This window comes from Paracoccus halophilus, assembly GCF_000763905.1.
Lineage (GTDB): Bacteria > Pseudomonadota > Alphaproteobacteria > Rhodobacterales > Rhodobacteraceae > Paracoccus > Paracoccus halophilus.
Genome location: NZ_JRKN01000003.1, coordinates 90,340 through 115,916, shown reverse-complemented (window position 1 = coordinate 115,916; position 25,577 = coordinate 90,340). Strand labels below are relative to the sequence as shown.

Annotated in this window: 23 protein-coding genes; 16 read left to right on the top strand and 7 right to left on the bottom strand. The window is 66.4% G+C overall.

Going from position 1 to position 25,577, the window contains the following annotated elements:
- Positions 1–12: 12 nt before the first annotated feature.
- The 5 genes from IT41_RS03080 (at position 13) to IT41_RS03060 (ending at position 3,878) form a co-directional block, all read left to right on the top strand.
- Complete coding sequence (locus tag IT41_RS03080) at positions 13–435, top strand: secondary thiamine-phosphate synthase enzyme YjbQ (RefSeq protein ID WP_036738722.1); 423 nt, start codon at positions 13–15, stop codon at positions 433–435.
- Between the two features lie 97 nt (positions 436–532).
- Entirely contained in the window at positions 533–1,402 is an 870-nt protein-coding gene (locus tag IT41_RS03075; protein ID WP_036738830.1) for an ABC transporter permease, read from the top strand.
- A complete protein-coding gene (locus tag IT41_RS03070; protein ID WP_036738829.1) occupies positions 1,402–2,208 on the top strand; it encodes an ABC transporter permease in 807 nt (268 codons plus the stop codon). The genes IT41_RS03075 and IT41_RS03070 overlap by 1 nt, the downstream gene beginning before the upstream one ends.
- 38 nt (positions 2,209–2,246) lie before the next feature.
- On the top strand, positions 2,247–3,344 hold the full coding sequence (locus IT41_RS03065; protein ID WP_036738828.1) for an ABC transporter ATP-binding protein: 1,098 nt from the start codon (positions 2,247–2,249) through the stop codon (positions 3,342–3,344).
- A gap of 96 nt (positions 3,345–3,440) precedes the next feature.
- Positions 3,441–3,878 carry a pore-forming ESAT-6 family protein gene (locus IT41_RS03060; RefSeq protein WP_036738721.1) on the top strand — a complete coding sequence of 146 codons (438 nt, stop codon included), beginning with the start codon at positions 3,441–3,443 and terminating at the stop codon, positions 3,876–3,878.
- Positions 3,879–3,900: 22 nt separating this feature from the next.
- Here IT41_RS03060 and IT41_RS03055 read toward each other — a convergent pair whose 3' ends face one another.
- Positions 3,901–4,242 (bottom strand): MmcQ/YjbR family DNA-binding protein, encoded by a 342-nt coding sequence (locus tag IT41_RS03055; RefSeq protein WP_036738720.1) that lies wholly within the window; start codon positions 4,240–4,242, stop codon positions 3,901–3,903.
- A 155-nt stretch (positions 4,243–4,397) separates the two neighbouring features.
- Here IT41_RS03055 and cysS point away from each other — a divergent pair, with 155 nt between their 5' ends.
- From cysS to IT41_RS03040, 3 genes are read left to right on the top strand one after another with little or no spacing between them, the layout of a single operon-like run.
- Positions 4,398–5,855, top strand: a complete 1,458-nt coding sequence (gene cysS, locus IT41_RS03050) for a cysteine--tRNA ligase (protein ID WP_036738719.1) — start codon at positions 4,398–4,400, stop codon at positions 5,853–5,855.
- A gap of 20 nt (positions 5,856–5,875) precedes the next feature.
- Entirely contained in the window at positions 5,876–7,495 is a 1,620-nt protein-coding gene (gene cimA, locus IT41_RS03045; protein WP_036738718.1) for a citramalate synthase, read from the top strand.
- A 10-nt stretch (positions 7,496–7,505) separates the two neighbouring features.
- Complete coding sequence (locus IT41_RS03040) at positions 7,506–8,264, top strand: squalene/phytoene synthase family protein (RefSeq protein ID WP_036738717.1); 759 nt, start codon at positions 7,506–7,508, stop codon at positions 8,262–8,264.
- 53 nt (positions 8,265–8,317) lie between these two features.
- Here IT41_RS03040 and eno read toward each other — a convergent pair whose 3' ends face one another.
- The 4 genes from eno to IT41_RS03020 form a co-directional block, all read right to left on the bottom strand.
- Positions 8,318–9,595, bottom strand: a complete 1,278-nt coding sequence (gene eno, locus IT41_RS03035; RefSeq protein ID WP_036738716.1) for a phosphopyruvate hydratase — start codon at positions 9,593–9,595, stop codon at positions 8,318–8,320.
- 64 nt (positions 9,596–9,659) lie between these two features.
- On the bottom strand, positions 9,660–10,418 hold the full coding sequence (locus IT41_RS03030; protein ID WP_036738715.1) for an endonuclease/exonuclease/phosphatase family protein: 759 nt from the start codon (positions 10,416–10,418) through the stop codon (positions 9,660–9,662).
- A 13-nt stretch (positions 10,419–10,431) separates the two neighbouring features.
- Entirely contained in the window at positions 10,432–11,847 is a 1,416-nt protein-coding gene (locus IT41_RS03025) for a protein adenylyltransferase SelO (RefSeq protein WP_036738714.1), read from the bottom strand.
- A 59-nt stretch (positions 11,848–11,906) separates the two neighbouring features.
- Entirely contained in the window at positions 11,907–12,245 is a 339-nt protein-coding gene (locus tag IT41_RS03020) for a DMT family transporter (RefSeq protein ID WP_269429283.1), read from the bottom strand.
- A gap of 139 nt (positions 12,246–12,384) precedes the next feature.
- On the opposite strand from IT41_RS03020, the gene obgE reads away from it, so the two are divergent.
- Positions 12,385–13,416, top strand: coding sequence for a GTPase ObgE (gene obgE / locus IT41_RS03015; protein WP_036738712.1), 1,032 nt, complete (start codon positions 12,385–12,387; stop codon positions 13,414–13,416).
- A complete protein-coding gene (proB, locus tag IT41_RS03010) occupies positions 13,404–14,516 on the top strand; it encodes a glutamate 5-kinase (RefSeq protein WP_036738711.1) in 1,113 nt (370 codons plus the stop codon). Before obgE ends, proB begins: the two co-directional genes overlap by 13 nt.
- Before the next feature lie 22 nt (positions 14,517–14,538).
- On the opposite strand, the gene IT41_RS03005 is transcribed toward proB, so the two are convergent.
- Together IT41_RS03005 and pepN are read right to left on the bottom strand one after the other, a co-directional pair.
- Positions 14,539–15,426: a 1-acyl-sn-glycerol-3-phosphate acyltransferase gene (locus IT41_RS03005; RefSeq protein ID WP_231564680.1), complete on the bottom strand. Its 888-nt coding sequence runs from the start codon at positions 15,424–15,426 to the stop codon at positions 14,539–14,541.
- A 69-nt stretch (positions 15,427–15,495) separates the two neighbouring features.
- Complete coding sequence (pepN, locus tag IT41_RS03000) at positions 15,496–18,045, bottom strand: aminopeptidase N (RefSeq protein ID WP_036738709.1); 2,550 nt, start codon at positions 18,043–18,045, stop codon at positions 15,496–15,498.
- A 156-nt stretch (positions 18,046–18,201) separates the two neighbouring features.
- Between pepN and IT41_RS02995 the strand changes: the two genes are divergently transcribed.
- The 6 genes from IT41_RS02995 to IT41_RS02970 all read left to right on the top strand — a co-directional run bounded on the left by IT41_RS02995 (position 18,202) and on the right by IT41_RS02970 (position 25,541).
- Positions 18,202–18,963, top strand: coding sequence for a hypothetical protein (locus tag IT41_RS02995; RefSeq protein ID WP_036738708.1), 762 nt, complete (start codon positions 18,202–18,204; stop codon positions 18,961–18,963).
- Positions 18,964–19,136: 173 nt separating this feature from the next.
- Positions 19,137–21,284: a malate synthase G gene (locus IT41_RS02990; protein ID WP_036738707.1), complete on the top strand. Its 2,148-nt coding sequence runs from the start codon at positions 19,137–19,139 to the stop codon at positions 21,282–21,284.
- The gene (locus IT41_RS02985; protein WP_036738706.1) at positions 21,281–21,727 is read left to right on the top strand and encodes a methyltransferase family protein; all 447 of its coding nucleotides are present in this window, start codon (positions 21,281–21,283) and stop codon (positions 21,725–21,727) included. The genes IT41_RS02990 and IT41_RS02985 overlap by 4 nt, the downstream gene beginning before the upstream one ends.
- Positions 21,728–21,739: 12 nt before the next feature.
- Complete coding sequence (locus tag IT41_RS02980; RefSeq protein WP_036738704.1) at positions 21,740–22,420, top strand: D-lyxose/D-mannose family sugar isomerase; 681 nt, start codon at positions 21,740–21,742, stop codon at positions 22,418–22,420.
- Positions 22,421–22,516: 96 nt separating this feature from the next.
- The gene (locus IT41_RS02975) at positions 22,517–24,091 is read left to right on the top strand and encodes a Re/Si-specific NAD(P)(+) transhydrogenase subunit alpha (RefSeq protein WP_036738702.1); all 1,575 of its coding nucleotides are present in this window, start codon (positions 22,517–22,519) and stop codon (positions 24,089–24,091) included.
- A gap of 10 nt (positions 24,092–24,101) precedes the next feature.
- Positions 24,102–25,541: an NAD(P)(+) transhydrogenase (Re/Si-specific) subunit beta gene (locus IT41_RS02970; protein ID WP_036738827.1), complete on the top strand. Its 1,440-nt coding sequence runs from the start codon at positions 24,102–24,104 to the stop codon at positions 25,539–25,541.
- The last annotated feature ends 36 nt before the right edge of the window (positions 25,542–25,577 follow it).

The following is a 25,577-nucleotide window of genomic DNA, read 5'->3' as shown; positions in this document are numbered from 1 at the left end:
CGGGGGAAACGGATGAACCACATCTTTACCATCGCGACCGACGGTCCCGCCTGTCATGATTTCACCCGCGATGTCGTCTCATGGCTGCATCGGATCGGTGCAGGCGATGGCATCCTGACGCTGCTGGTCCGCCATACCTCGGCCAGCCTGCTGATTCAGGAAAACGCCGATCCCGATGTGCGGCGCGACCTGCTGGGCTGGCTGGACCGGATCGCGCCGCAGGCGGATCATCCCTCGATGGGCTGGCTGAGTCACAGGCTCGAGGGGCCCGACGACATGCCCGCGCATCTGAAAGCCGCGATCCTGCCGGTCAGCCTGCAGATCCCGGTGACGGCCGGGCGGATGGAGCTGGGGACCTGGCAGGGCATCTATCTGGTCGAGCATCGCCGGGCGCCGCATCGCCGCCAGATCGCGGCGCGGTTCCAGCCGGGCTGAGGGCGCGGGCGGCCAGGCTGCGAAAACATCTTTCCCTTGGCCCCGGGATATGAAAACCTGCAATGGAAACATGCGGATCAAGGCGCAGGAACGAAGAATGGCTTCAGCAAACCGATCGCAAGCCGCGCAGGGCCTCAGCCTGATCGCGCCGCCACTCGGCTATGCGCTGCTGATCATGGCCGCGCCGCTGCTGACCATCCTGGCCTATTCCTTTTTCAAGGACGGCTACCTGACAGTCATCCGCGAATTCACGCTGGAAAACTATGCTTCGGTCTGGGCCGATCCGATCTTTCACAAGATCATGCTGCGCTCGCTTGGGGTGGCGGCGCTGGTGACGCTGGTGACGGTGCTTCTGGCCTTTCCGGTGGCCTATTTCCTCAGCTTCGCGGTGCCGGCGCACAAGAAATCCATGTGGCTGTTTCTGATCACCATTCCGTTCTGGACCAGCTACCTGATCCGGGTTTTCCTGTGGAAGGTGATCCTGGGCTATAACGGCGTGATCAATTCCGGGCTGACCTCGGTCGGGCTGATCGAGGAACCGCTGACCTTCCTGCTTTATAATGTGAACTCGATCGTCATCACCCTGGCCCATGCCTATGCCCCCTTTGCGATCCTGCCGATCTTCATCGCACTGGAAAAGATCGACCGCTCGCTGCTGGAGGCGGGGCGCGATCTGGGCGAAAGCCGGGCGATGACCTTCTGGCGGGTGACGCTGCCACTGGCCATGCCCGGCGTGGTCGCGGCCTCGCTGATCGTCTTTATCCCGGTGATCGGCGACTACGTCACGCCCACGGTGATCGGCGGCGGCAAGATCCCGATGATCGCCAACATGATCCAGGCGCAGATGCTGGATCTGGACAATAGGCCGCTGGGCTCGGCCCTGGCGGTGACGGCGATGCTGATCGTGGCGGTGTTCAGCCTGATCTTCGTCGCCCTGAACCGACGTTTCCTGAAGGTGCGGCAATGATGAAAGGGTCCGGCCTGCGCGCCTATGCGCTGCTCTATCTGCTGTTTCTCTATGCGCCGATCCTGCTTTTGCCGATCTTCGCCTTCAACTCGGGCACGGTGATCTCGTTTCCGCTGAAGAGCTTTACCACCGAATGGTTCGGCCAGATGTTCGGCAATGCCACGCTGCGCCGGGCGCTGACGAATTCGCTGATCATCGCGGTCTCGTCCTCGGTGCTGGCGACCTGCCTGGGGATATTCGCCGCCCGCGCCTCGACCCGGTTCGCCTTTCCGGGCAAGGGGCCGATCATGGGGCTGATCATGCTGCCGCTGGTGCTGCCGGAAATCATCGTCGCGATCGCGCTTCTGGTGGTGCTCCTGTCGCTGGGCATGACGCTGAACGTCTTTACCGTCATCCTGGGCCATACGCTGATCTGCATGCCCTATGCGGCGGTGATCCTGTCCACGGCCTTCAACTCGCTGGACCGCTCGCTGGAAGAGGCCGCCTATGATCTGGGCGAAACGAAATGGAGCGCGTTCCGGCTGGTCATCCTGCCGCTGGTCATGCCGGGCATCATCTCGTCCCTGCTGATGAGCTTTACCATCAGCCTAGATGAGTTCATCATCGCCTTCTTCCTGGCCGGGAACGAGCCGACCCTGCCCACCTATATCTTCAGCCAGCTGCGTTTCCCCAAGCAGATCCCGATGATCATGGCCCTGGGCACGGTGCTGGTCGTGCTGTCGATCGTCCTGCTGACCATCGCCGAATATTTCCGCCGCCGGGGCGTCGCCCGGACCGGCGCCAAGGATACCGGAGGCTTCCTGTGACCGAGACCCGCGACAACCGGCCGGAGGCCGTCACGCCGATGATCGAATGCCGCGGCGTGCATAAATATTACGGCGATTACCATGCGCTGCGCGGCATCGACCTGACCATCCGGGCGGGCGAGTTCTTTTCGCTGCTGGGCCCGTCCGGCTGCGGCAAGACCACGCTTCTGCGCACCATCGCCGGGTTCGAGGATATCAGCTCGGGCGTGGTTCTGGTCGATGGCAAGGACATGGCGGGGGTGGCGGCGAACCACCGGCCCACGAACATGGTCTTTCAGTCCTATGCCATATTCCCGCATCTGACCGTGGCGGAAAATGTCGGCTTCGGTCTGCGCCGCGATCCGCGCGGCAAGGCCGAAAAGGCCGCGGCGGTCGAGGAGGCGCTGGCCATGGTCGGGCTGAAAGGCTATGGCGCCCGCGCCAGCCATGCGCTTTCGGGCGGCCAGCGGCAGCGCGTGGCGCTGGCCCGGGCGCTGATCCTGAAACCCAAGGTGCTGCTCCTTGATGAGCCCCTGTCCGCGCTGGACCGCAAGATGCGCGAGCAGATGCAGGTCGAACTGATCAAGCTGCAGCGCCAGGTCGGCATCACCTTCGTCCTCGTGACCCATGACCAGGAAGAGGCGCTGGTCATGTCCGACCGCATCGCCGTCATGTTCGAGGGCGGCATCGCCCAGCTTGACGGCCCCGAGGCGCTTTATGCCCGCCCCGCCAGCCGCCGGGTCGCGGATTTCATCGGCGTGATGAATTTTCTGCCGACGCGGGTCGTGGGCGATACGCCCAGCGGCACGGAAATCGAGGTGCCGGGCTTTGGCCGCGTCGAAATTCCGGCCAGCAATGTCAGCCGCGCCAATCCCGACGATGACGGCCCCAGCATCGGCTTCCGCCCCGAGGCGGTTTCGCTGGTGGCCCCGGGCGCGGCCGGCCATTCCCATGTGGCCGAGGGCGTGATCGACGAGGTCGTCTATTACGGCGACATGACCTATTACGACATCCGGCTGGACGGCTCGGACGGGTTCGGCGACAAGGTGCGGCCGGTCCGCATCGCCATGCGCAATGTCTTTGGCCGCGAGGTGCAGGATGTCGGCGCTCGCGCGAATGTCAGCTGGTCGCCCGGCTCGCTGGTGCTTTTCCGCTGATCCCGGCTTGCCTGACGCGGCATTTCGCCGAGCCGGTTTGCGGCCTGCGGCGACCCGTGCCAGAGTCGCCCCAATCTGCAACTGACGGAGATCGAGATGATCGCACGTTCCGCAATCCTGACCGCGCTGGCCGTCGCCGGTCTGACCGCCGGCGCCACCATGGCGCAAGAGGCCGCACCGCAAGCGGCGCCCGAAACCACGCAGGCGCCCGCCGCCGCCGCCCCGGCGCAGGATCTTGGCGCGGTCTATGAAAGCGCGCGCAACCAGCTGGGCGTCCTGACCTATTGCCAGGACAATGGCCATATCGACGGCTCTGCGGTCGAGACCCAGACCCGGCTGCTGACGATGATCCCGCCCGGTGACGCCGCCAAGGGCGACGCGGCCGAGGCCAAGGGCAAGGCGGGCACCGTCTCCGCCATGGGGGTCGAGCGTTCGCTGGCCGAAGCCGCCAGCGAGCAAAGCACCACCGAGGCGGCGCTGTGCCAGCAGATGGACGCGCTGCTCAAGCAGCTTGCCTCGCAGATGCCGACCTGAGGTCGACGGGCCGGGCGGGCTGCTATAGCGGCGGCAGTTCGGCCCGGACCCTGGTGGTCAGCCCGGCGCGGATGATGCGATAGGAATGGCGGACGCGATGCGCCAGTTCGTCCGGCGCGGAATCCAGCGGCAGGGCGACCCAGCTGCGATGCATGTAGGGCGCGCGTTCCGCCACGCCGGTCTCGATCAGGAAGGCAGCCGTCTCGGTGCTGTCGGTCTTGACCGAGACATGGCTGCCCTCCATGCCGATCAGGGCGAATATCTTGCCGCCGACCTTCCAGCAATCATGGCCGCCGCCCCAGGGGTCGGACCATTCCGCCCCGGGCTGCGCGGCGCACATTTCATTGACCAGTTCGCGGCTCATGACATAAGTTATGCCGCCTCTCTTGGCAGAGGCAAGACAATGCGTTAAGCGATGCGCATGAAGGTGAAAACCGCCGCCAACCGTTGCATCATTACCGGCTGAAATTTCAGGCGGGCGGTTCACTGTGACCTGATGACGCCCGCAAAGGGGAAGTCATGGTCCAGATCAGGCTGACGAATACGAAAACCCGCCGGAAAGAGGATTTCCGGCCGATCGACCCGGAAAATGTGCGGTTCTACCTGTGCGGCCCGACGGTCTATGACCGCGCGCATCTGGGCAATGCCCGGCCGGTTGTGGTGTTCGACGTGCTGGTGCGGCTGCTGCGCCATGTCTATGGCGCGGATCACGTCACTTATGTGCGAAATTTCACCGATGTGGACGACAAGATCAACGCGGCCGCGCTGGCACGACAGCAGGCCGGCGCCCCCGGTACGCTTGAGGAGCTGATCCGCGAGCGGACGCAGGAAACCATCGGCTGGTATCATGCCGATATGGACGCGCTTGGCGCCGCGCGCCCCGATCACGAACCCCGCGCGACCGATTACATCGACCAGATGATCGCCATGATCGAAAAGCTGATCGCGGAGGGTCACGCCTATGCCAGGGACGGTCACGCGCTGTTCCGGGTGCGCTCCTATGCCGATTACGGCAAGCTTTCGGGGCGTTCTGTCGACGACATGATCGCGGGCGCGCGCGTCGAGGTCGCGCCCTTCAAAGAGGACCCGATGGATTTCGTGCTGTGGAAGCCTTCGGATGCGGGGCTGCCGGGCTGGGAAAGCCCCTGGGGGCGCGGGCGGCCCGGCTGGCATATCGAATGTTCGGCCATGGCGCATGAACTGCTGGGCGAAAGCTTCGACATCCATGCCGGCGGCATCGACCTGCAATTCCCCCATCATGAGAATGAGATCGCGCAAAGCGCCTGCGCCCATCCCCACGGCGAATTCGCCCGCGTCTGGCTGCATAACGAGATGTTGCAGGTCGAGGGCAAGAAGATGTCCAAGTCGCTGGGCAATTTCTTCACCGTCCGCGACCTGCTGGATCAGGGCATCCCGGGCGAGGTGATCCGTTTTGTGTTTCTCCAGACGCATTATCGTAAGCCGATGGACTGGACCGAGGAAAAGCGCATTGCTGCTGTTGGGCGGCTGAGTAAATGGGACGAGCTAAAGCGCCGTAGCCTGTCTGACCCTGAACGAGCGTTTGACGGCAGCATGGTTGATCACGCGGTTATTGACGCGCTTGCAGACGATCTGAATACCCCGGAGGTTCTGACGCGCCTCTATGCCATGCAGACCGAGGTGATGCTGGCGCGAAAGCCGGATAGTGAAATCGCCCTGAGTTTCTTTGATACGTTGCAATTTCTCGGTTTCAGTAACCTCGACACCCAAAGATTGCTTCGCAAGCAGGCAGTAGAAAAAGCGGCAGACAAGGTAAATCTCGTTGAAACCTTGCTGCAGGCGCGATCAGACGCCCGTCAGGCCCGTGACTTCAGTCGCGCCGATGCAATCCGTGATGCTTTGGTCGCGGCAGGCGTCGAAATAAACGACACGGCCGAGGGCTCCAGTTGGAGCTTTGCCCCAAATTTTGATGCTGATCGTCTGAAAGACGTGATCTGAATGCGACGGAGCCAGCCCGCATGAGCCAGCGCCTCTACCTCTACGACACCACCCTGCGTGACGGGCAGCAGACCCAGGGCGTGCAGTTCTCGGCCGCGGAAAAGACCGAGATCGCTGAAATTCTCGACCGCCTCGGCCTTGACTATATCGAGGGTGGCTGGCCCGGCGCCAACCCGACCGACAGCGATTTTTTCGCTACCGCGCCGAACACCCGCGCCACCATGACCGCATTCGGCATGACCAAGCGGGCCGGGCGCTCGGCCGAAAACGACGACGTGCTGGCGGCGGTGATGAATGCCGGGACCGGCGCCGTCTGTCTGGTCGGCAAGACCCATCCCTTTCATGTGCGCGAGGCGCTTGGCGTCTCGCTGGACGAAAACCTTGAAAACATCCGCGCCTCGGTCGCGCATCTGGTGGCGCAGGGGCGCGAGGCGCTGTTCGATGCCGAACATTTCTTTGACGGCTACGCCGATGACCCGGATTACGCGCTGACCTGCCTGCGCACGGCCTTGCAGGCCGGGGCGCGCTGGATCGTGCTGTGCGACACCAATGGCGGCACGCTGCCCGCCCGCGTGGCCGAAATCACCCGCGCCGTGATCGCGGGCGGCATTCCGGGCGACCGGCTGGGCATCCATTGCCATGACGATACCGGCAATGCGGTCGCCTGCACGCTGGCCGCCGTGGATGCCGGCGCGCGCCAGATTCAGGGCACGCTGAACGGGCTGGGCGAGCGCTGCGGCAATGCCAGCCTGACCACGCTGATCCCGACCCTGCTGCTGAAAGAGCCCTATCGCTCGGGCTTTCGGACCGGCGTGCCGGCTGGCGCGCTTGCGGATCTGACCCGAATCTCGCGCCGTCTGGACGAAATCCTGAACCGTGCCCCCGCGCGCGAGGCGCCCTATGTCGGCACCTCGGCCTTTGCCCACAAGGCCGGGCTGCATGCCAGCGCGATCCTGAAAAACCCCGCGACCTATGAACATATCGACCCTGAAACGGTCGGCAATGCGCGCATCATCCCGATGTCCAATCAGGCCGGGCAGTCGAACCTGCGCGCCCGGCTGTCGGATGCCGGGATCGAGGTCGAGCGGGGCGATCCCGCGCTGGCGCGCATCCTCGATCTGGTCAAGACGCGCGAGGATGCGGGCTATGCCTATGACGGCGCGCAGGCCAGTTTCGAACTGCTGGCACTGGCCGAACTGGGCCGGCTGCATCCGTTCTTTAGCGTCGAGCGCTATCGCGTCACGGTCGAACGCCGCCGCAATGCCATGGGCAAGCGCATCTCGGTTTCCGAGGCCGTGGTGGTCGTCGATATCGCGGGCGAGCGGATGCTCTCGGTCAGCGAAAGCATGGATGAGGACGGCCATGATCGCGGCCCGGTCAACGCGCTGTGGCGCGCGCTGGCCAAGGATCTGGGGCCCTATCAGGCCGCCATCGACGACATGCATCTGGTCGATTTCCGCGTCCGCATCACCGGCGGCGGCACCGATGCCGCGACCCGCGTCATCATCGACAGCGCCGACGGGCAGGGGCATCGCTGGTCCACGGTGGGCGTGTCGCCCAATATCGTCGATGCCAGTTTCGAGGCGCTGGTGGATGCCATCCGCTGGAAGCTGATCCGCGACGGTGTCGCCGCACAATAAGGGGCCGGGCATGAGCCTTGAAGAGATCGCGGCTGACCTGCGCGACGACGATCCCGACCGTTTCGGCGCCAGCCTGCTTGTGCCGCAGCCCGCCCGCGCGCGGCTATGGGCGCTTTACGCGCTGAACCACGAACTGGCCCGCGCGCCGCTGCACTCGAATGAGCCGCTGATCGCCGAGATGCGCGTGCAATGGTGGATCGATCGGCTTGAGGCGCTTGGCCGGGGCGAGGGGACGGGGCCCGAGCTGCTGGAATCGCTGGCCGCAACCTGGGGCGAGGCTGCCGCCGAACTGACCGATCTGGCCGAGGCGCGGCGGCGCGATTGCCAACGCCAGCCCTTTGCGGATGCCGATGCGGTCGAGGCCTATATCCGCGCCACGGCTTGCGCGCTGATGCGCCACGCGCTCCGGGCTCTGGCCGCGCCGGGCGGGGCGGATCAGGCCGCCCATGATCACGCATTGGGCACCGGGCTTGCGCAATGGCTGGCGGCGCTGCCGCAACTTGATGCCCTGGGGCTGGGCCTTGGACAGCCGGATCCGGCGCTGATTTCGGATCTGGCGCGGCGCGGGCTGGCGGCGCTGGATCGCGCCCGGGCGGCGCGTCGTTCGGTGCCCGGCAGGGTCGCGCCGGCGCTGTTTCGCGGCCCGGGCCATGTCGCGGCGCTGCGCCTCATGGCGTCCGAGGGGCGGCCCGTCGCCATTGCCGTATCCGAGTTCCGCCGCCGCTTTGCACTTGGCCGACTGGCGTTGACCGGGCGTTGGTGGGAATAGCGAAAGGCCCGCCTCTGTTCGAGACGGGCCTTGCTGCTCAAAATGGGCCCGGCTCAGCCGCGCAGGATCGAATTGCCGGCATACTCGGCGGCGGCGCCCAGCATTTCTTCGATTCGAATCAGCTGGTTGTATTTCGCCAGCCGGTCGGAACGGGCAAGGCTGCCGGTCTTGATCTGGCCGCAATTGGTGGCCACCGCCAGATCGGCGATGGTCGCGTCCTCGGTCTCGCCCGAGCGATGCGACATGACGCTGGTAAAGCGGGCGCGGTCGGCCATGCGCACGGCGTCCAGCGTCTCGGTCAGGGTGCCGATCTGGTTGACCTTGACCAGCAGCGAATTGCCGCAGCCCTTGGCGATCCCCTCGGCCAGACGGGCGGGGTTGGTCACGAACAGATCGTCGCCGACCAGTTGCACCGATGCACCCAAGCGGTCGGTCAACAGCTTCCAGCCGTCCCAGTCATCCTCGGCGCAGCCATCCTCGATCGACAGGATCGGGTAATCGGCGCACAGCGCGGCCAGGTAATCGACATTCTCGGCCGGGGTCAGGGTCTTGCCCTCGCCCTTCATCTCGTATTTGCCGGCCCTGAAATATTCGGTCGAGGCGCAGTCCAGCGCCAGCATGATGTCCTCGCCCGGCTTGTAGCCGGCCTTTTCGACGGCTTTCAGGATGAAATCCAGCGCGTCGCGGGTGCTGGAGAGGTTCGGCGCGAAGCCGCCCTCATCGCCGATCCCGGTCGAGAGGCCCGCCGCCGAAAGTTCCTTTTTCAGCGTGTGGAACACTTCGGAGCCCATGCGCACGGCGTCGCGGATGTTTTCCGCCGCCACCGGCATGATCATGAATTCCTGGATGTCGATCGGGTTGTCGGCATGTTCGCCGCCATTGATGATGTTCATCATCGGCACCGGCAGCACCCGCGCGCCGGCGCCGCCGACATAGCGGTAAAGCGGCAGGGCCGAGGCCTCGGCCGCGGCCTTGGCGGCGGCCAGCGACACGCCCAGGATGGCGTTGGCGCCCAGACGCCCCTTGTTGGGCGTGCCGTCCAGCTCGATCATCAGGCGGTCGATGGCGATCTGATCGGTCGCGTCCTCGCCGATCAGGTTCTCGGCGATCTCGCCATTCACTGCCGCAACGGCTTCCAGCACGCCCTTGCCCAGATAGCGGCCCTTGTCGCCATCGCGCTTTTCGACGGCCTCATGCGCCCCGGTCGAGGCGCCCGAGGGGACGGCGGCGCGGCCCATGGTGCCGTCCTCCAGCGTGACATCGACCTCGACGGTCGGATTGCCGCGGCTGTCCAGGATTTCTCGGGCGAAAATGTCGATGATCGCGGTCATGTCTCGGTCCCCTCGTGACAATGGTTGTCTGCTGTTTAACGGCCTTCGCCGGGGGGTGAAAGCGTCATTCGCCGGGCAGGGGGTCGATGCGGCCGGAAATTCCCGGCTCGGGCGCGGCCGAGCGTGGCTCATAGGCGATATCGGCCCAGACCGGCAGATGGTCCGAGGCCTGCCGCGCCATGTCATTGTCATGGACGCCGAAATCCAGCACCTCGATCCCGCGCGAGACGGCAAAGCGGTCGTAATGCAGGCGTGGAAACGGGGCGGGCCAGCTGGGGCCGGGGGCGATGACATGCATCGGCTCCAGCGCCTCGAGCCCGCGATCGCCGTGCCATTCGTTGAAATCCCCGGTCAGGACCAGCCGGTCATGGCCGAGCCGGCCGGCCTGCGCCAGAATCCGGCGCAGCTGCGCCCGGCGCGAGGTGCGCATCAGCCCCAGATGCAGCGCGATCAGCGTCAGGCCGGGCAGGCGCAGTGCCAGCGCGCCGCGCGGCTCGATCCCCGGCAGCGGCAGGCGGCGCACCTGCGCGTGTTCCATCAGTTCGGGGCGCAAAAGGATGGTCTGGCCGTGCCAGCCCAGCGAATTGCGCCCGGTGCCGTTGAAGACCGCGGGCACCATGCCGGTCGCATCCCGGATCTGGTCGCGGGGCAGGGCCTCGGGACGGTCGCCATAGCGGAAATCGACCTCTTGCAGGGCGATCACATCGGCCTTGATCTGGGCGATGACCTGCAGGTTGCGTTCCGGCGCATAGGGGCCGGTCATCCCGCGACATTTGTGCAGATTGTAACTGGCGAGGCGCAGGCTGTCCGGGACGGTCGACATGGGTCCTTTGATGTCAGGTGCCGCAGAAGGTGCGGTAAACGATTTCGTCTGCTTGCGGGGCGCGGGCCAGATCGACCCAGGCCTCGCGTTCATCGAAGGGCGAGCGAAGCGCAGAGTCAAGCCGCTCGAAGGGGGCGAAATCGCCCTCGCACGCGACCTCGATCGCCTGTTCGATGCGGTGATTGCGCGGGATGCGGCGCGGATTGGCGCGGGACATGGTCGCGCGCGCGCCGGGCAGGCCTTCGATGCGTGCCTGCCAGTCGAGGGCCCAGGCATCGAACGCCTCGCGGTCGGTGAATTCGTCGCGCGCCGTGCCATCGGCCAGCCCGGCGAAGCTGCGGGTGAAATCCGCGCGCTGGCCGGCCATCAGCTCCAGCAGGCGCTGGATCAGCGCGGTATCCTCGGCGCGCGGGTCGGCAATGCCCAGCTTGGCGGCAAAACGCGCGAGCCAGGCCTGCTGATAGGTTTCGGGAAAACTGTGCACGATATGGGTCGCGCGCTCGACCGCGGCCTCGTCATTGCCCATCAGCGGCACCAGGCAGCTGGCCAGCTGCGCCAGGTTCCAGACTGCGATATTGGGCTGTTCCTTCCAGGCATAGCGCCCGGCCGCGTCGATCGAGGAAAACACCTTGTCCGGCCGGAATTCATCCATGAAGGCGCAGGGGCCGTAATCGATCGTCTCGCCCGAGACGGACATATTGTCGGTATTCATCACCCCGTGGATAAAGCCGAGCGCCATCCAGCCGGCGATGGTCCGGGCCTGGGCGTCGACGACGCGCTGCAGCAGGCCGGCCGCGTCACCGGCATCGGGGTAATGGCGGGCGATGACGTGATCGGCCAGCAGCCGCAGCCGCGCATGGTCGCCGCGCGCGGCATAGAATTCAAAGGTGCCGACGCGGATATGGCTTGCCGCCACGCGGGTCAGCACGGCGCCCGGCAGCACCGATTCGCGGATCACCCGCTCGCCCGTGCTGACCGCCGCCAGCGCCCGCGTCGTGGGAATGCCGACCGCGGCCATGAATTCGCTGACCAGATATTCGCGCAGCACCGGCCCCAGCCAGGCCCGCCCGTCGCCGCGCCGCGAGAAGGGCGTCGGGCCGGAACCCTTCAGCTGAATGTCGAAACGCGCCCCGTCCGGGGCCACGATCTCGCCCAGAAGGACCGCGCGACCATCGCCAAGCTGCGGCACGAAGCCGCCGAACTGGTGCCCGGCATAGGCCTGGGCGATGGGCTCGGCCCCCTCGGGCAGGGTGTTGCCGGCCAGCATGGCGACGCCTTCGCCGCTGGTCAGCCAATCGGCATCCAGCCCCAGCTGAAGCGCCAGCGGGCGGTTCAGCGCCACCAGTTTCGGATCGCTGACCGGGGTCGGCGGCGTGCGGGTGAAAAACCCCTGCGGCAGGCGGGCATAGCTGTTGTCGAAACGGATCATCGCGGCGCTCCTTTACCAGAATATCTAGCGCCGATCGGGGAAATGTTAAGGGCAGGCGGTCAATGCGCGATGCTGTTTGAAAACAGGTTCACCACGATCACCCCGCCGACGATCATGCAAAGCCCGACCACGGCGGGCAGGTCCAGCTTCTGGCCAAAGACCACCAGCCCGATCAGCGAGACAAGGACGATGCCCAGCCCGCTCCAGATCGCATAGGCGATGCCCAGCGGCATGGTCTTCAGCGCCAACGTCAGGAAATAGAACGAGGCGGCGTAGCAGATGCCCATGATCAGCGTCGGCACCAGCTGGGTGAATTGCTGGCTGCGTTGCAGGAAGGTCGTGCCGATGACCTCCAGCGTGATGGCGGTGAACAGTGCAACATAGGTCATCAAGGGCATGGCGGGCTCCGTTCTGCTGCCCCCGCCCTCTAGCGCGGCGCGGGCAAAGAGTCACGGGGGCAGAAGCGATGCCCTTGAACCGCGCGGCGCAAGCGCGTATCCCACGGCTCTGCCCCGATATTCCCGCAAGGATGCCACCGTGAAATTCCTCGATCTCGCCAAGGTCTATGTCCGCTCGGGCGGCGGCGGCGCCGGCTGCGTGTCCTTCCGCCGCGAGAAATTCATCGAATATGGCGGCCCGGACGGCGGCGATGGCGGCCGCGGCGGCGATGTCTGGGCCGAGGCGGTGGACGGGCTGAACACGCTGATCGATTTCCGCTTTCAGCAGCATTTCTTTGCCAGATCCGGCCAGCATGGCATGGGTTCGCAGCGCACCGGCGCCTCGGGCGAGGATATCGTGCTGCGCGTGCCCGCCGGGACCGAGATCCTGGACGAGGATCAGGAAACCGTGATCGCCGACCTGACCGAACCGGGTCAGCGCGTGCTGCTGGCCAAGGGCGGCAATGGCGGTTTCGGCAACCTGCATTTCAAATCCTCGACCAACCGCGCGCCCCGCCATGCCAATCCCGGCCAGCCGGGGATCGAGCGGACGCTGTGGCTGCGGCTGAAGCTGATCGCCGATACCGGGTTGCTGGGCCTGCCCAATGCCGGCAAGTCCACCTTTCTTTCGGCGGTGTCGAACGCCCGGCCCAAGATCGCGGATTACCCCTTTACAACGCTTCATCCCAATCTGGGCGTGGTCGGCGTCGATGGCCATGAATTCGTGATCGCCGATATTCCCGGCCTGATCGAGGGCGCGAGCGAAGGCCGGGGCCTCGGCGATCAGTTCCTGGGCCATGTCGAACGCTCGCGCGTGCTTCTGCATCTGGTCGATGGCACCGGCGAGGATGTCGCGGCGGATGCCTGCACCATCCTGACCGAGCTTGCCGCCTATTCCCCGGCGCTGGCCGAGAAGCCGCGCGTGACGGTGCTGAACAAGATCGATGCCCTCGACCCCGAGACGCTGGCCGCGCGCAAGGCCGCGCTGGAGGCCGAGATCGGCGGCCCGGTGCTGCTGATGTCCGGCGTCTCGCGCGCGGGCGTGACCGAGGTGCTGCGCGCGCTCTGGGCCGAAATCGCGCCCTCGCGCGGGCCGGTGCGGGAACAGGAAACGAAACCATGGCAGCCGTAACGCCGGAACTGGCGCGCGCGCGCCGGCTGGTGGTCAAGATCGGCTCGGCCCTGCTGGTCGGCCCGGGCGGGCTGCGCGCGGAATGGCTGCGCGCGCTATGCGATGACGTGGCCCTGGCGCGGGCGCGGGGCACGGATGTGGTGCTGGTCTCCTCGGGCGCGATCGCCCTGGGGCGGCAGGTGCTGGAACTGCCCTTGGGCTCCTTGCGGGTCGAGCAGTCCCAGGCCGCCGCCGCCGTCGGCCAGATCCGGCTGGCGCGCGCCTATGAAGAGGCGCTGGCCCCGCATGGCGTCAAGACCGCGCAGCTTCTGATGACGCTGGACGACACCACCGACCGGCGGCGCTATCTGAACAGCCGCGCGACCATGCAGGCGCTGCTGGGCATGGGCGTGGTGCCGATCGTCAATGAAAACGACACCGTGGCCACGGATGAGATCCGTTTCGGCGACAATGACCGGCTGGCGGCGCAGATCGCGGTGACCTGCGGCGCCGATCAGCTGCTGCTTCTGTCCGATGTGGACGGGCTTTATACCGCCAACCCCAAGACCGACCCCGATGCCCGCCACCTGCCCGTGGTCGCGGCGATCACCCCCGAGATCGAGGCGATGGGCGGCGATCCGGTTTCCGGCCTCAGCAAGGGCGGGATGAAGACCAAGCTGATGGCGGCGCGCACGGCGGTGGCCGGCGGCTGCGCCATGGCGATCGCCGAGGGCTCGGTGCTGAACCCTCTGGCGGCGGTGGTGCAGGGCGCGCGGGTGACATGGTTTCTGCCCGATACCGACCCGCAACTGGCGCGCAAGCGCTGGATCGCGGCGATGAAACCCAAGGGCGAGATCGTCGTGGATGCCGGCGCGGCCAGGGCGCTCCAGCAGGGGAAATCGCTGCTGCCGGCGGGCGTCACCGGCGTCTCGGGGCGTTTCGGCCGCGGCGATCCGGTGCTGGTGCTGGACCAGCAGGGGGCGCGGCTGGCCTCGGGGCTGGTGCGCTATTCGCTGGCCGAGGCGCGGGCGATCGCCGGCCATCGCAGCGACGAGATCGAGGCGCTGCTGGGCTATCCCGGCCGGGCCGCCCTGATCCATCGCGACGATATGGTGGTTTAGCGGCGCAAGCCGGGCCGCGAATCTATTCGATCGGGCTGGGCTTGGCCACGGTGCGGCGACCCTGCGACAGGCGCCTGATCTGCTGCAATTTCGCCGCATCCTGCCCGGGCGGGGGCAGCGACAGCACGGCTTCGCGCAGGATGTTGATCCCGTCCTCGCTGCGGGCCGGCAGATCGCCCGGCTGGATCGGCGCGCCGATGGTGACGCGGAAGGGCTGGCGGGTCTTGTTCAGCACCTCGTTGAACAGGGTCACATCGCGCACGGTCGGGTGAATCGCGTCCAGCAGGTAGAACAGGGCCGAGTTCCGCGCCCGGATCCGCAGCGGGATGATCGGCGCCTCGAATTTGCGCGCGATCATCGCGGCGCTGGCCATCCACGGGCGTTCATGCAGGGTCAGCCCGCGCCGCTTGGCCAGCCGGCCCGAGGGAAAGATCAGCCCGATCCGCCCGCGCCGGAGCGCCTCGCGCGTGTAATCCATGGTCACGCGGGTCTTGGCATGGCTGCGCTTTTCGGGCCGCCATTCGACCGGGGCGATCAGGCTGGCGCATTGCGGCAGGATCCGCATGATGTCGTGATTCGCATAGATGAACAGATCGTCGCGCACCGCCGAGATCACCGCGCTGAGCACGATCCCGTCGGCGATCCCGGTCGGATGGTTGGCGACGATCAGCGCCGGACCGGTGGCGGGGATATGCTCCAGCCCCTCGACGGTCAGATCGCGCACGATCAGTTGCGAGATGCGGCGGATGATCTCATCGGTGGGCAGGTCGCGGAACTCGGCACCCAGCTCGATCGTGCGGGGATAGCGCAGCAGCCACATCAGGGCCTGCCGCGCGATATTGTGATGCCAGCGGCCCGAAAAAAGCCAAGGCGCCCGCTCGAGGATCAGCGGATCAAGGCGTCGTTTCATGTCCTCACGGGCATCCATGCCGGCAGTATTGCCGTGCCTGAACGGCGGCTGCAAGGGTGCTTTGTCCTGTCAGCCGAGTCCCGCCAGAATGCGTGACACCATTTCATCGGTATTGCGCGACAGGCCCGGCATGGCCGCGATCCGCTTCAGCGCCGCTCTGGCCCGCACTTGCCGGGCGGAATCGTAGCGGGCGATCGTCTCGAAAGCCGAACACATCCGTGCCGCGGTCTGTGGATTGACCGGGTCCAGACGCATCAGCCATTCGGCCAGGAAATCGTAGCCCGAGCCATCGGCGGCGTGAAACGCCGCGTGGTTCGCGGTAAAACCCGCGATCAGCGCGCGGAACCGGTTGGGGTTCTTCCAGTCGAAATCGGCGCGCGCCGCCAGCTCGCGCGCCCGCGCCAGCGCCTTGTCGGGCGCGGCGCGCAAGGGCTGGACCATGAACCATTTATCCATGACCAGCCGGTTGTCGCCGAACTCGGCGGCGAAAGCGGCAAGGGCCTGTTCATCGCGGCCGGCGGCGATGAGCTGCTCCAATGCTCCCTGACGCTCGGTCATGTTGCCGGCGGTGTCGAACAGCGCCGCTGCCCGCGCCCCGTCATCCAACTGCGTCAGCAGCGCGAGGCAAGCCAGCCGCAGGCTGCGCCGCCCCGCGCCCTCGGCATCGGGGCGATAGGGGCCGGCGACCGCCATGGCGTCGTAAAGCCGGGCCAGCACGGGCTCGTGGCGGGTGCCGATCTCCTGCATCAGCCCGCGGCGTGCCTGATGGATGGATGCGGGATCGGGGATGGCGCCGCGCGCGGCAATGGCGGTCGCGATCTCTTCCTCGCCGGGCAGGGTCAGGCACAGCGCGGCAAAGGCGGGATCGGCTTCGGCATCGTCAAGGATACCGGCAATGGCGCGGGTGAACTCCTCGCCGCCGGTGCGGCCAGCGGCGCGGGCGATCAGCCCGTCCAGCGCCAGATCGCGGCCCGCCTGCCAGCGGGCATAGGGGTCGGTGTCATGGGTCAAGAGCAGCGCCTGCTGATCGGCGCCGATCTCGCGCGCGACCGTCACCGGCGCCGAAAAGCCGCGCAGCAGCGACACGACCGGCCGCGCGCCCGTATCGCGGAAACTGACGCTTTGCTCGGCCGCGGTCATTTCCAGCACCGTGGTCGGCAGCACCTCGTCGCCATTCGGGCCGATCAGGCCAAGCGCGATGGGGATGACGCGGGCCGGCTTGTCGGGCTGGCCGGGCGTCGGCGCGGTTTCCTGGCGGAAATGCAGGGTCAGCGCGCCATCGGCCCAGTCCTCGGTCATGGTCAGGCGCGGCGTGCCGGCATCGGTATACCAGCGCTTGAACTGGGTCAGGTCGCGGCCGGTCGCGTCCTCGAAGACGCGCAGCCAGTCCTCGATGGTGCAGGCCTGGCCGTCATGGCGGTCGAAATACAGATCCAGCGCCGCGCGATAGCCGTCATCGCCGACCAGCCGTTTCAGCATGCCGATCACCTCGGCGCCCTTTTCATAGACCGTGGCGGTGTAGAAATTGTTGATTTCCTGATAGCGGTCGGGCCGTGGCGGATGCGCCAGCGGGCCGGCATCCTCGCGGAACTGGCGCGCGCGCAGCGCCTGCACGTCCTGGATGCGATTGACGGCGGGCGAGCGCATGTCGGCGGTGAACTGCTGATCGCGGAACACGGTCAGCCCCTCTTTCAGGCAAAGCTGGAACCAGTCGCGGCAGGTGATGCGGTTGCCGGTCCAGTTGTGGAAATATTCATGCCCGATGACACCCTCGATCCGTTCGTAATCGCCGTCGGTCGCGGTTTCGGGACTGGCCAGAACCAGTTTCGAGTTGAAGATGTTCAGCCCCTTGTTCTCCATCGCGCCCATGTTGAAATCGTCGACGGCGACGATGTTGAACACGTCCAGATCGTATTCGCGCCCGTAAACCCTTTCGTCCCATTGCATCGAGCGGATCAGCGATTCCATCGCGTAGCCGGCGCGCCCCTCGTCGCCCGGGCGCACCCAGACATTCAGCGCCACCTTGCGCCCGGACATGGTGGTAAAGCTGTCCGGGACCGCGCGCAGATCGCCCGCGACCAGCGCGAAGAGATAGGCGGGCTTGGGCCAGGGATCGTGCCAGATGGCGCGCCCCTCGGCCCGGCTGACCGGATTGCCGTTCGACAGCAGCACCGGCATGTCCGAGTTGATCGTGACCCGGAACGGCGCCATCACATCGGGCCGGTCGGGATACCAGGTGATATGGCGAAAGCCCTCGGCCTCGCATTGCGTGCAGAAGATGCCGCCCGAGAGGTAAAGCCCCTCCAGCGCGGTATTCGCCTCGGGGTCGATCGCGACCTCGGCGGCAAAGGTGAAACTGTCGGGCAGATCGGCGGCGGGCAGGGTCAGCCGCCCGCGCTCCGCATCGATCAGATCAAGGGGCAGCGGCTTGCCGTCTATCGCCAGCGACAGCGTGTCCAGCCCGATCCCGTCCAGCACCAGATCGCCCGCCGACAGGCGGCGGAAATCGATCTGCGAGAGGACCCGGGTCGCGCGCGGGGCAAGGTCGAATTCCAGCCGCGTCTCGGCGATTTCATAGGGAAAGGGGCGCCAGTCGGCGAGATAATGCGTGACAGTCATCGAAGCCCTGCGGAAAGTGGAAAAAAACGCTCTTGCGACGGAACTTGTGCGAAACCCAAGTGTTAGACGCAGCATAGCCGGGTCGCAAGACGGGGGTTGCCTCGCGGGGGCACCCGGCCAAATATGTGCAAGGCATAGTTCAAGAAGGAACCGTCAATGGCCAATTATGACCCGAACGATCCCCGCCGCACCGATGCGACCGATCCGCATCGTCCCAGTGGCGCGGCTGAAACCCATGTCGAACCGGTCGAACGCCGCGCCTCGCCGCTGCCTCTGATCATCGGGATCCTGCTGGCGCTGGCGATTGCCTATTTCGTCGTGCAATATTTCATGAGCAGCGATGAGGCCGCGACGACCACCGCCGAAGAGCCGGCCGTGACCACCACCGAACCGGCGCAGACCGTCGATGAGCCCGCCGCCGCGACCGACGCGCCGGTCGAAGCGCCCGCCGAAGCGATGGACGATGCCGCCGCCGAGGCCGAGGCCGCCGCCGAAGCCGCGAGCGAGGCCGCCGATGAGGCTGCGGGCGCCGCGGACGAGGCGATGGAGGCGGCGGATGAGGCCGCAGCCGGCGCCGCCGATGCTGCGGATGAGGCCGCGAGCGATGCCGCCGCCACCGCCGAAAGCGCCGCTGACACCGCCACCGAGGCCGCCGATGACGCCGCTGCGGCAGCAGACAGCGCCGCCGATTCCGCCGCCGATGCCATGGGCACCGCCGCCGAGACGGCGACCGATGCCGCCGCCGACATGGCCAATGACGCTGCCGAGGCGGCGGGCGATGCCGCCGCAGCCGCCCAGGACGCGGCCGAAAGCGCCGCCGATGCGGTCAATCAGGCTGTGCAGGATGCGGGTGATGCGCTCGACGGTGCCATTTCGGTCGAGGATCCGGCGCCCGCCACCACAGCGCCGAGCAACTGATTCACCGATCTCTGCACGGCCCGCCGCCCGGTTGCTCCGGGCGGCGGGTTTTTCATTTTCCGGCGCCGGGCCGGACCCGGCGTCAGGCGGAACAGGACAGGTTGAAACTCCGGTCTCTTTGGCATACCACGGTGCACAAATTCGCTCGGACGTATGATCAGAAGGGAAATGCCATGGCTCGCGTGGAAAAGGCAGGTTTGCGTGTGGATGAGGTTCTCATGTCCTTCATTCAGGAGCGGGCGCTGCCGGGCAGCGGGGTCGAGCCGCGCCGGTTCTGGGAGGGGCTGTCCACGCTGATCCATGAATTCGGCCCCCGCAACCGCGCGCTTCTGGACCGGCGCGATGATCTGCAGGCCCGCATCGACGCATGGCACGAGGCCAATCCCGGTCCGGTGGATGCCAGCGCATACCGGGCATTCCTGACCGGAATCGGCTATCTTCTGCCCGAGGGCGAGGATTTCGCCGTCGAGACCGCATCCACCGATCCCGAATTCGCCAGCGTCGCCGGGCCGCAACTGGTCGTGCCGATCACCAATGCCCGCTACGCGCTGAATGCCGCCAATGCCCGCTGGGGCAGCCTTTACGACGCGCTTTACGGCACCGATGCCCTGGGCGATCTGCCGAAGGGCGCGGAATATGACGCGGAGCGCGGTGCCCGCGTCATCGCCTGGGGCCGGGATTTCCTGGATCGCAGCGTGCCGCTGGCGCAGGGTTCCTGGGCCGATGTCACGGGCCTCTCGGTGCGCGATGGCGCTTTGCTGCCGGCGCTGCGCGACGAATCGCGTTTCGCCGGCCATGACGGCGATGCCGGGCGCCCGACGGATATCTATCTGCGCAATAACGGGCTGCTCATCCGTATCGTGATCGACCCCTCGACCCCGGTCGGCGGGCGTGACAAGGCCGGGATTGCCGATCTGGTGCTGGAATCGGCCCTGTCCGTGATCATGGATTGCGAGGATTCGGTCGCCTGCGTCGATGGTGCCGACAAGACGCTGGCCTATGCCAACTGGCTTGGCCTGATGAATGGCAGCCTGACCGAGGAGGTCAGCAAGGGCGGCAGGACCTTCGCCCGCAGGCTGAACCCGGATGTCAGCTTTACCGCGCCCGACGGCAGTCGCGCGACCTGCAAGGGCAGGGCGCTGATGCTGGTGCGCAATGTCGGCCATCTGATGACCACGCCGGCGGTTCTGGATCGCGACGGCAACGAGGTCTATGAGGGCCTGCTGGACGCGATGATCACCGCGCTTTGCGCGAAGCACGACCTGGACCGCAAGGGCGACAGGAACTCGGTCGCCGGCTCGATCTATGTCGTCAAGCCCAAGATGCACGGCCCCGAGGAAGTGGCCTTCGCCTGCGAGATCTTCGACCATGTCGAGGATGTGCTGGGCCTGCCGCGCCATACCGTCAAGCTGGGCATCATGGATGAGGAACGCCGCACCAGTGCCAACCTCAAGGAATGCATCCGCGCGGCGAAACATCGCGTGGCCTTCATCAATACCGGCTTCCTCGACCGCACCGGCGACGAGATCCACACCTCGATGAATGCCGGTGCCGTGCTGGTCAAGGGCGAGATGAAGTCCCAGCCCTGGATCTCCGCCTATGAGGATCGCAATGTCGATATCGGTCTGGCCTGCGGTCTGGCCGGCAAGGCGCAGATCGGCAAGGGCATGTGGGCGATGCCCGACCGCATGAAGGACATGCTGGACCAGAAGATCGGCCACCCGATGTCGGGCGCCAACACCGCCTGGGTGCCCAGCCCGACCGCCGCGACCCTGCACGCGACCCATTACCATCAGGTCGATGTCCATGCCCGCCAGGCCGAGATCGCGGCGATGAATCGCCCCGCCCGTCTGGACGATCTGCTGACCATTCCGCTGGCAGGCGATCGCATCTACAGCGATGAAGAGATCGCGCGCGAGCTGGACAACAACTGCCAGGGCATCCTTGGCTATGTCGTGCGCTGGATCGATCAGGGTGTCGGCTGCTCGAAAGTGCCCGATATCAACGATGTCGGCCTGATGGAGGACCGCGCGACGCTGCGCATCTCGGCGCAGTCGCTGGCCAACTGGCTGCATCATGGCATCGTGACCGAACAGCAGGTGATGGATGCGATGCGCAAGATGGCGCTGGTGGTGGATCGCCAGAACGCCGGCGACCCCGCCTATCGCGCGATGGCGCCGGGATATGACGGCGTCGCCTTCCAGGCGGCCTGCGATCTGGTCTTTCTGGGCCGCGTCCAGCCCTCGGGCTATACCGAGCCGGTTCTGCATGCCCGCCGCCAGCAGGCCAAGGCGGAGCAGGCGCGGGCCGCTGCCGCATGATCCGGCGGCTGGCCGGGCTGCCGCAGGTCTGGCTGGTGCTTTTCGCATTGGCGGGCGCGGCGGCCGGCCGGCTGCTTCCCTTTGAGCTGCCCCCCGTCATTCGGGGGGCGGGTTTCCTGCTGCTGCTCGCCGGCGGCGCGCTGATGCTCTGGGCGGCGGCGGTCATGCGGGCGGCGCGGACCAGCTTCATGCCGGGGCAGAGCCCCGATGCGCTGGTCACCGGCGGCCCGTTCCGTTTTTCGCGCAACCCCATCTATCTTGGCGATGTCATCGCGCTGGCCGGGCTGATGCTGGCCCTGTCGGCGCCTGCCGGGCTGGTGCTGGTGCCGGCTTTCGCGCTGCTTCTGGAGCGTCGCTTCATCCGGCATGAGGAAAAGCTGGTCGCCGCGGCGATCGGCCCGGCCTATGATCGCTATCGGGCGCGGGTCAGGCGCTGGCTTTAGGGGAACTGGTTCATGGAACGCTCACGCATCAACCGCGTCATGGCGGAAGCCGCCGAGATGATCGCGAAATCCGGGTTTCACCTGCCGCCCTTTGCGCATTGGAGCCCGGAGGAGTTTCGCGCGCGCGCCACGCCCGCCATCCGCGAGGCGCGGCTGGGCTGGGACATCACCGATTACGGCCAGGGCGATTTCGACCGGCTGGGGCTGTTCCTGTTCACCCTGCGCAATGGCCGGCTGGCCGATCTGCAGGCCGGGCGTGGCATGGTCTATGCCGAGAAGCTGCTAATCAGCCAGGAAAACCAGATCAGCCCCATGCATACCCATGTCATCAAGACCGAGGATATCATCAACCGCGACGGTGCGACCCTGGCGATCCGGCTCTGCGGCTCGGACGAACAGGGGCGCATGGACCGCAATGCGCCGGTGCGGGTGGATTGCGATGGCGTCCCGCGCGAGGTGGCGCCCGGCGGCATCCTGCGACTGGGGCCGGGCGAATCGGTCACCCTGCGGCCGGGCGACTGGCACGAGTTCTGGGCCGAGGGCGGCCCGGTCCTGATCGGCGAGGTCTCGACGGTGAACGACGATCTGACCGACAATATCTTTGCCGCGCCCATCGGCCGCTTCGCCCGGGTCCACGAGGACGAGCCGCCGCGGCATCTGCTGGTCAGCGATTACGCTGCGGACCTGACTTGATTCGATCCGAGACACCGTTACGTCACTCTCTTGTGAAAGATTGTTGCGCGATGATATGCAAGGGCGCTGACGGACGCTAACACAGGAGGACGGCTGGTGAAGATCGGCGCGTTGAAGGAAACTTACGAGGGAGAGTCGAGGGTTGCCGTTACTCCGTCCTCGGCAGCTCATCTCAGGAAGCTTGGCCATGAGGTCATCATCGAATCGGGGGCGGGCGCGCGGGCGCATTTCTCGGATGCGGATTACGAGGCCGCGGGCGTCTCGGTCGTGCCGAATGCCGCGGCGCTGATCGCCGCCGCCGATGTCGTGGTCAAGGTGCGCCCGCCCAGCGAGGACGAGCTGGGCCGGATGCGCGAAGGCCAGACCCTGATTTCGCATTTCTACCCGGCCCAGAATGCCGAGCTGCTGGAAAAGGCGCGCGTGCAGGGCGTCACCGCCATTGCCATGGACATGGTGCCGCGGATCAGCCGCGCGCAAAAGATGGACGCGCTGTCCTCGATGGCCAATATCGCCGGCTACCGTGCGGTGATCGAGGCGGCGAACAATTTCGGCCGCTTCTTCACCGGCCAGGTGACGGCGGCGGGCAAGGTGCCGCCGGCCAAGGTGCTGGTGGTCGGTGCCGGCGTCGCCGGTCTGGCCGCGATCGGCGCCGCGACCAGCCTGGGCGCGCAGGTCTATGCCTTTGACGTGCGCCCCGAGGTGGCCGAGCAGATCGAATCGATGGGCGCCGAATTCGTCTTTCTGGATTTCGAGGAACAGGCCCAGGACGGCGCCGCGACCGGCGGCTATGCCGCGCCCTCGTCGCCCGAGTTCCGCGAAAAGCAGCTGGCGAAGTTCCGCGAACTGGCGCCGGAAATGGATATCGTCATCACCACGGCGCTGATTCCGGGCCGCGATGCGCCCAAGCTGTGGACCCGCGACATGGTCGAGGCGATGAAGACCGGCTCGGTCATCGTCGATCTCGCGGCCGAGCGCGGCGGCAATTGCGAACTGACCATCCCCGATGAGCGCGTGACGACCGAGAACGGCGTCGTGGTCATCGGCTATACCGATTTCCCGTCGCGCATGGGCGCCCAGGCCTCCGAGCTTTACGGCAACAATATCCGTCACATGCTGTCCGACCTGACGCCGGGCAAGGACGGGGTCATCAACCAGAACATGGAAGATGACGTCATTCGCGGCGCCACCGTCACCCATGACGGCGACATCACCTGGCCGCCGCCGCCACCCAAGGTCGCCGCGATCGCCGCCCAGAAGCCGAGGGAAAAGCCCAAGGAGCTGACCCTTGAGGAGCGCCGCGCCAAGGAACTGGCCGAATTCCGCGCCCAGACCCGCTTCCAGGTCACCCTGCTGACCGTCGGCGCGCTGCTGATGCTGCTGGTGGGCGTGCTCGCGCCGGCCTCTTTCATGGCGCATTTCGTCGTCTTCGTGCTGGCGGTCTTTGTCGGCTTCCAGGTGATCTGGAATGTCAGCCATTCGCTGCACACGCCGCTGATGGCGATCACCAATGCGATCTCGTCGATCATCATCGTCGGTGCGCTGCTGCAGATCGGCTCGGGCTCGGCCCTGGTGATGATCCTGGCGGCGCTGTCGGTGCTGATGGCCGGCGTCAATATCTTTGGCGGCTTCCTGGTCACGCGCCGGATGCTTGCCATGTTCCAGAAGTCGTAAGGAGGGGATGATGGAATACGGATTCACCACCGCTGCCTATGTGGTCGCCGCGATCCTGTTCATCCTGTCGCTGGGCGGGCTTTCGGGACAGGAAAGCGCCAAGCGCGCGGTCTGGTACGGCATCGTCGCCATGGCGCTGGCGGTCTTTGCCACGCTGATCGGGCCGGGCTATGGCAACTGGGGCATCACGCTGGTCATGCTGGCGATCGGCGGCGCGATCGGCTGGGTCATCGCCATGCGCGTCCAGATGACCGAGATGCCGCAGCTGGTCGCGGCCATGCACAGCCTCGTGGGCCTGGCCGCCGTGCTGATCGGCTTCAACGCCCAGTTCGAACTGGGCCGGGTGCTGCGCGCCCGCGCCGCCGATGCCGCGGCCGAGTTCCAGGGCTTTGCCGCCGTTCTGGCTGCAAAGACCCCGGCCGAAATCGCCGTGCTCAGGATCGAGGTGGCGCTTGGCATCTTTATCGGGGCGGTGACCTTTACCGGCTCGATCGTCGCTTTCGGCAAGCTGGCCGGCCGGATCGACGGCAAGCCCCACAAGCTGCCCGGCGGGCATATGCTGAACGCGGGCGCGGCGGCCCTGTCGCTGCTGGCGGTCATCCTTTACGCGACCGCCGGGGCGCCGGTCCTGTGGCTGCTGCTGATCACGCTGCTGGCCTTTTTCATCGGCTATCACCTGATCATGGGGATCGGCGGCGCCGACATGCCGGTGGTGGTCTCGATGCTGAACAGCTATTCGGGCTGGGCGGCTGCGGCCATCGGATTCACGCTGGGCAATGACCTGCTGATCGTGGTCGGCGCGCTGGTCGGCTCATCGGGTGCGATCCTGTCCTATATCATGTGCCGGGCGATGAACCGCAATTTCGTCAGCGTGATCCTGGGCGGCTTCGGCGGCGCGGCCGGCCCCGCGATGGAGATCGAGGGCGAGCAGGTCGCCATCGATGCCGACAGCGTGGCCGCAGCGCTGAACGATGCCGACGAGATCATCATCGTGCCGGGCTATGGCATGGCGGTGGCCCAGGCGCAGCAATCGGTCAGCGAACTGACCCGCAAGCTGCGCGCGCGCGGCAAGAACGTGCGTTTCGCGATCCATCCGGTCGCAGGCCGCCTGCCGGGGCACATGAACGTGCTGCTGGCCGAGGCCAAGGTGCCTTATGACATCGTGCTGGAGATGGATGAGATCAACGAGGATTTCCCCTCGACCGACGTCGCCATCGTCATCGGCTCGAACGATATCGTGAACCCGGCCGCGCAGGAGGATCCCAACAGCCCGATCGCCGGCATGCCGGTGCTGGAGGTCTGGAAGGCCAAGCAGGTCTTTGTCAGCAAGCGCGGGCAGGGGACCGGCTACTCCGGCATCGAGAACCCGCTGTTCTACAAGGAGAACACGCGCATGTTCTATGGCGATGCCAAGAAGTCGATCGACCAGCTGCTGCCGATGGTCGAATAAACCGGCACAGACAATCGAAAAACCGCGGGGCGGGCC

Excerpts from the sequence above, each read along its gene's own strand:
- IT41_RS03005 (WP_231564680.1), bottom strand. The coding sequence starts at position 15,426 with ATGAAACGACGCCTTGATCCGCTGATCCTCGAGCGGGCGCCTTGGCTT.
- eno (WP_036738716.1), bottom strand. The coding sequence starts at position 9,595 with ATGACCGCGATCATCGACATTTTCGCCCGAGAAATCCTGGACAGCCGC.
- IT41_RS03065 (WP_036738828.1), top strand. The coding sequence starts at position 2,247 with ATGATCGAATGCCGCGGCGTGCATAAATATTACGGCGATTACCATGCG.
- IT41_RS03055 (WP_036738720.1), bottom strand. The coding sequence starts at position 4,242 with ATGAGCCGCGAACTGGTCAATGAAATGTGCGCCGCGCAGCCCGGGGCG.
- pepN (WP_036738709.1), bottom strand. The coding sequence starts at position 18,045 with ATGACTGTCACGCATTATCTCGCCGACTGGCGCCCCTTTCCCTATGAA.
- IT41_RS03075 (WP_036738830.1), top strand. The coding sequence starts at position 533 with ATGGCTTCAGCAAACCGATCGCAAGCCGCGCAGGGCCTCAGCCTGATC.
- IT41_RS03030 (WP_036738715.1), bottom strand. The coding sequence starts at position 10,418 with ATGTCGACCGTCCCGGACAGCCTGCGCCTCGCCAGTTACAATCTGCAC.
- IT41_RS02985 (WP_036738706.1), top strand. The coding sequence starts at position 21,281 with ATGATCCGGCGGCTGGCCGGGCTGCCGCAGGTCTGGCTGGTGCTTTTC.
- IT41_RS02990 (WP_036738707.1), top strand. The coding sequence starts at position 19,137 with ATGGCTCGCGTGGAAAAGGCAGGTTTGCGTGTGGATGAGGTTCTCATG.
- IT41_RS02995 (WP_036738708.1), top strand. The coding sequence starts at position 18,202 with ATGGCCAATTATGACCCGAACGATCCCCGCCGCACCGATGCGACCGAT.
- IT41_RS02970 (WP_036738827.1), top strand. The coding sequence starts at position 24,102 with ATGGAATACGGATTCACCACCGCTGCCTATGTGGTCGCCGCGATCCTG.
- IT41_RS03080 (WP_036738722.1), top strand. The coding sequence starts at position 13 with ATGAACCACATCTTTACCATCGCGACCGACGGTCCCGCCTGTCATGAT.
- IT41_RS03060 (WP_036738721.1), top strand. The coding sequence starts at position 3,441 with ATGATCGCACGTTCCGCAATCCTGACCGCGCTGGCCGTCGCCGGTCTG.
- IT41_RS03025 (WP_036738714.1), bottom strand. The coding sequence starts at position 11,847 with ATGATCCGTTTCGACAACAGCTATGCCCGCCTGCCGCAGGGGTTTTTC.
- IT41_RS03070 (WP_036738829.1), top strand. The coding sequence starts at position 1,402 with ATGAAAGGGTCCGGCCTGCGCGCCTATGCGCTGCTCTATCTGCTGTTT.
- cimA (WP_036738718.1), top strand. The coding sequence starts at position 5,876 with ATGAGCCAGCGCCTCTACCTCTACGACACCACCCTGCGTGACGGGCAG.
- IT41_RS03040 (WP_036738717.1), top strand. The coding sequence starts at position 7,506 with ATGAGCCTTGAAGAGATCGCGGCTGACCTGCGCGACGACGATCCCGAC.
- IT41_RS02980 (WP_036738704.1), top strand. The coding sequence starts at position 21,740 with ATGGAACGCTCACGCATCAACCGCGTCATGGCGGAAGCCGCCGAGATG.
- proB (WP_036738711.1), top strand. The coding sequence starts at position 13,404 with ATGGCAGCCGTAACGCCGGAACTGGCGCGCGCGCGCCGGCTGGTGGTC.
- IT41_RS03020 (WP_269429283.1), bottom strand. The coding sequence starts at position 12,245 with ATGCCCTTGATGACCTATGTTGCACTGTTCACCGCCATCACGCTGGAG.
- cysS (WP_036738719.1), top strand. The coding sequence starts at position 4,398 with ATGGTCCAGATCAGGCTGACGAATACGAAAACCCGCCGGAAAGAGGAT.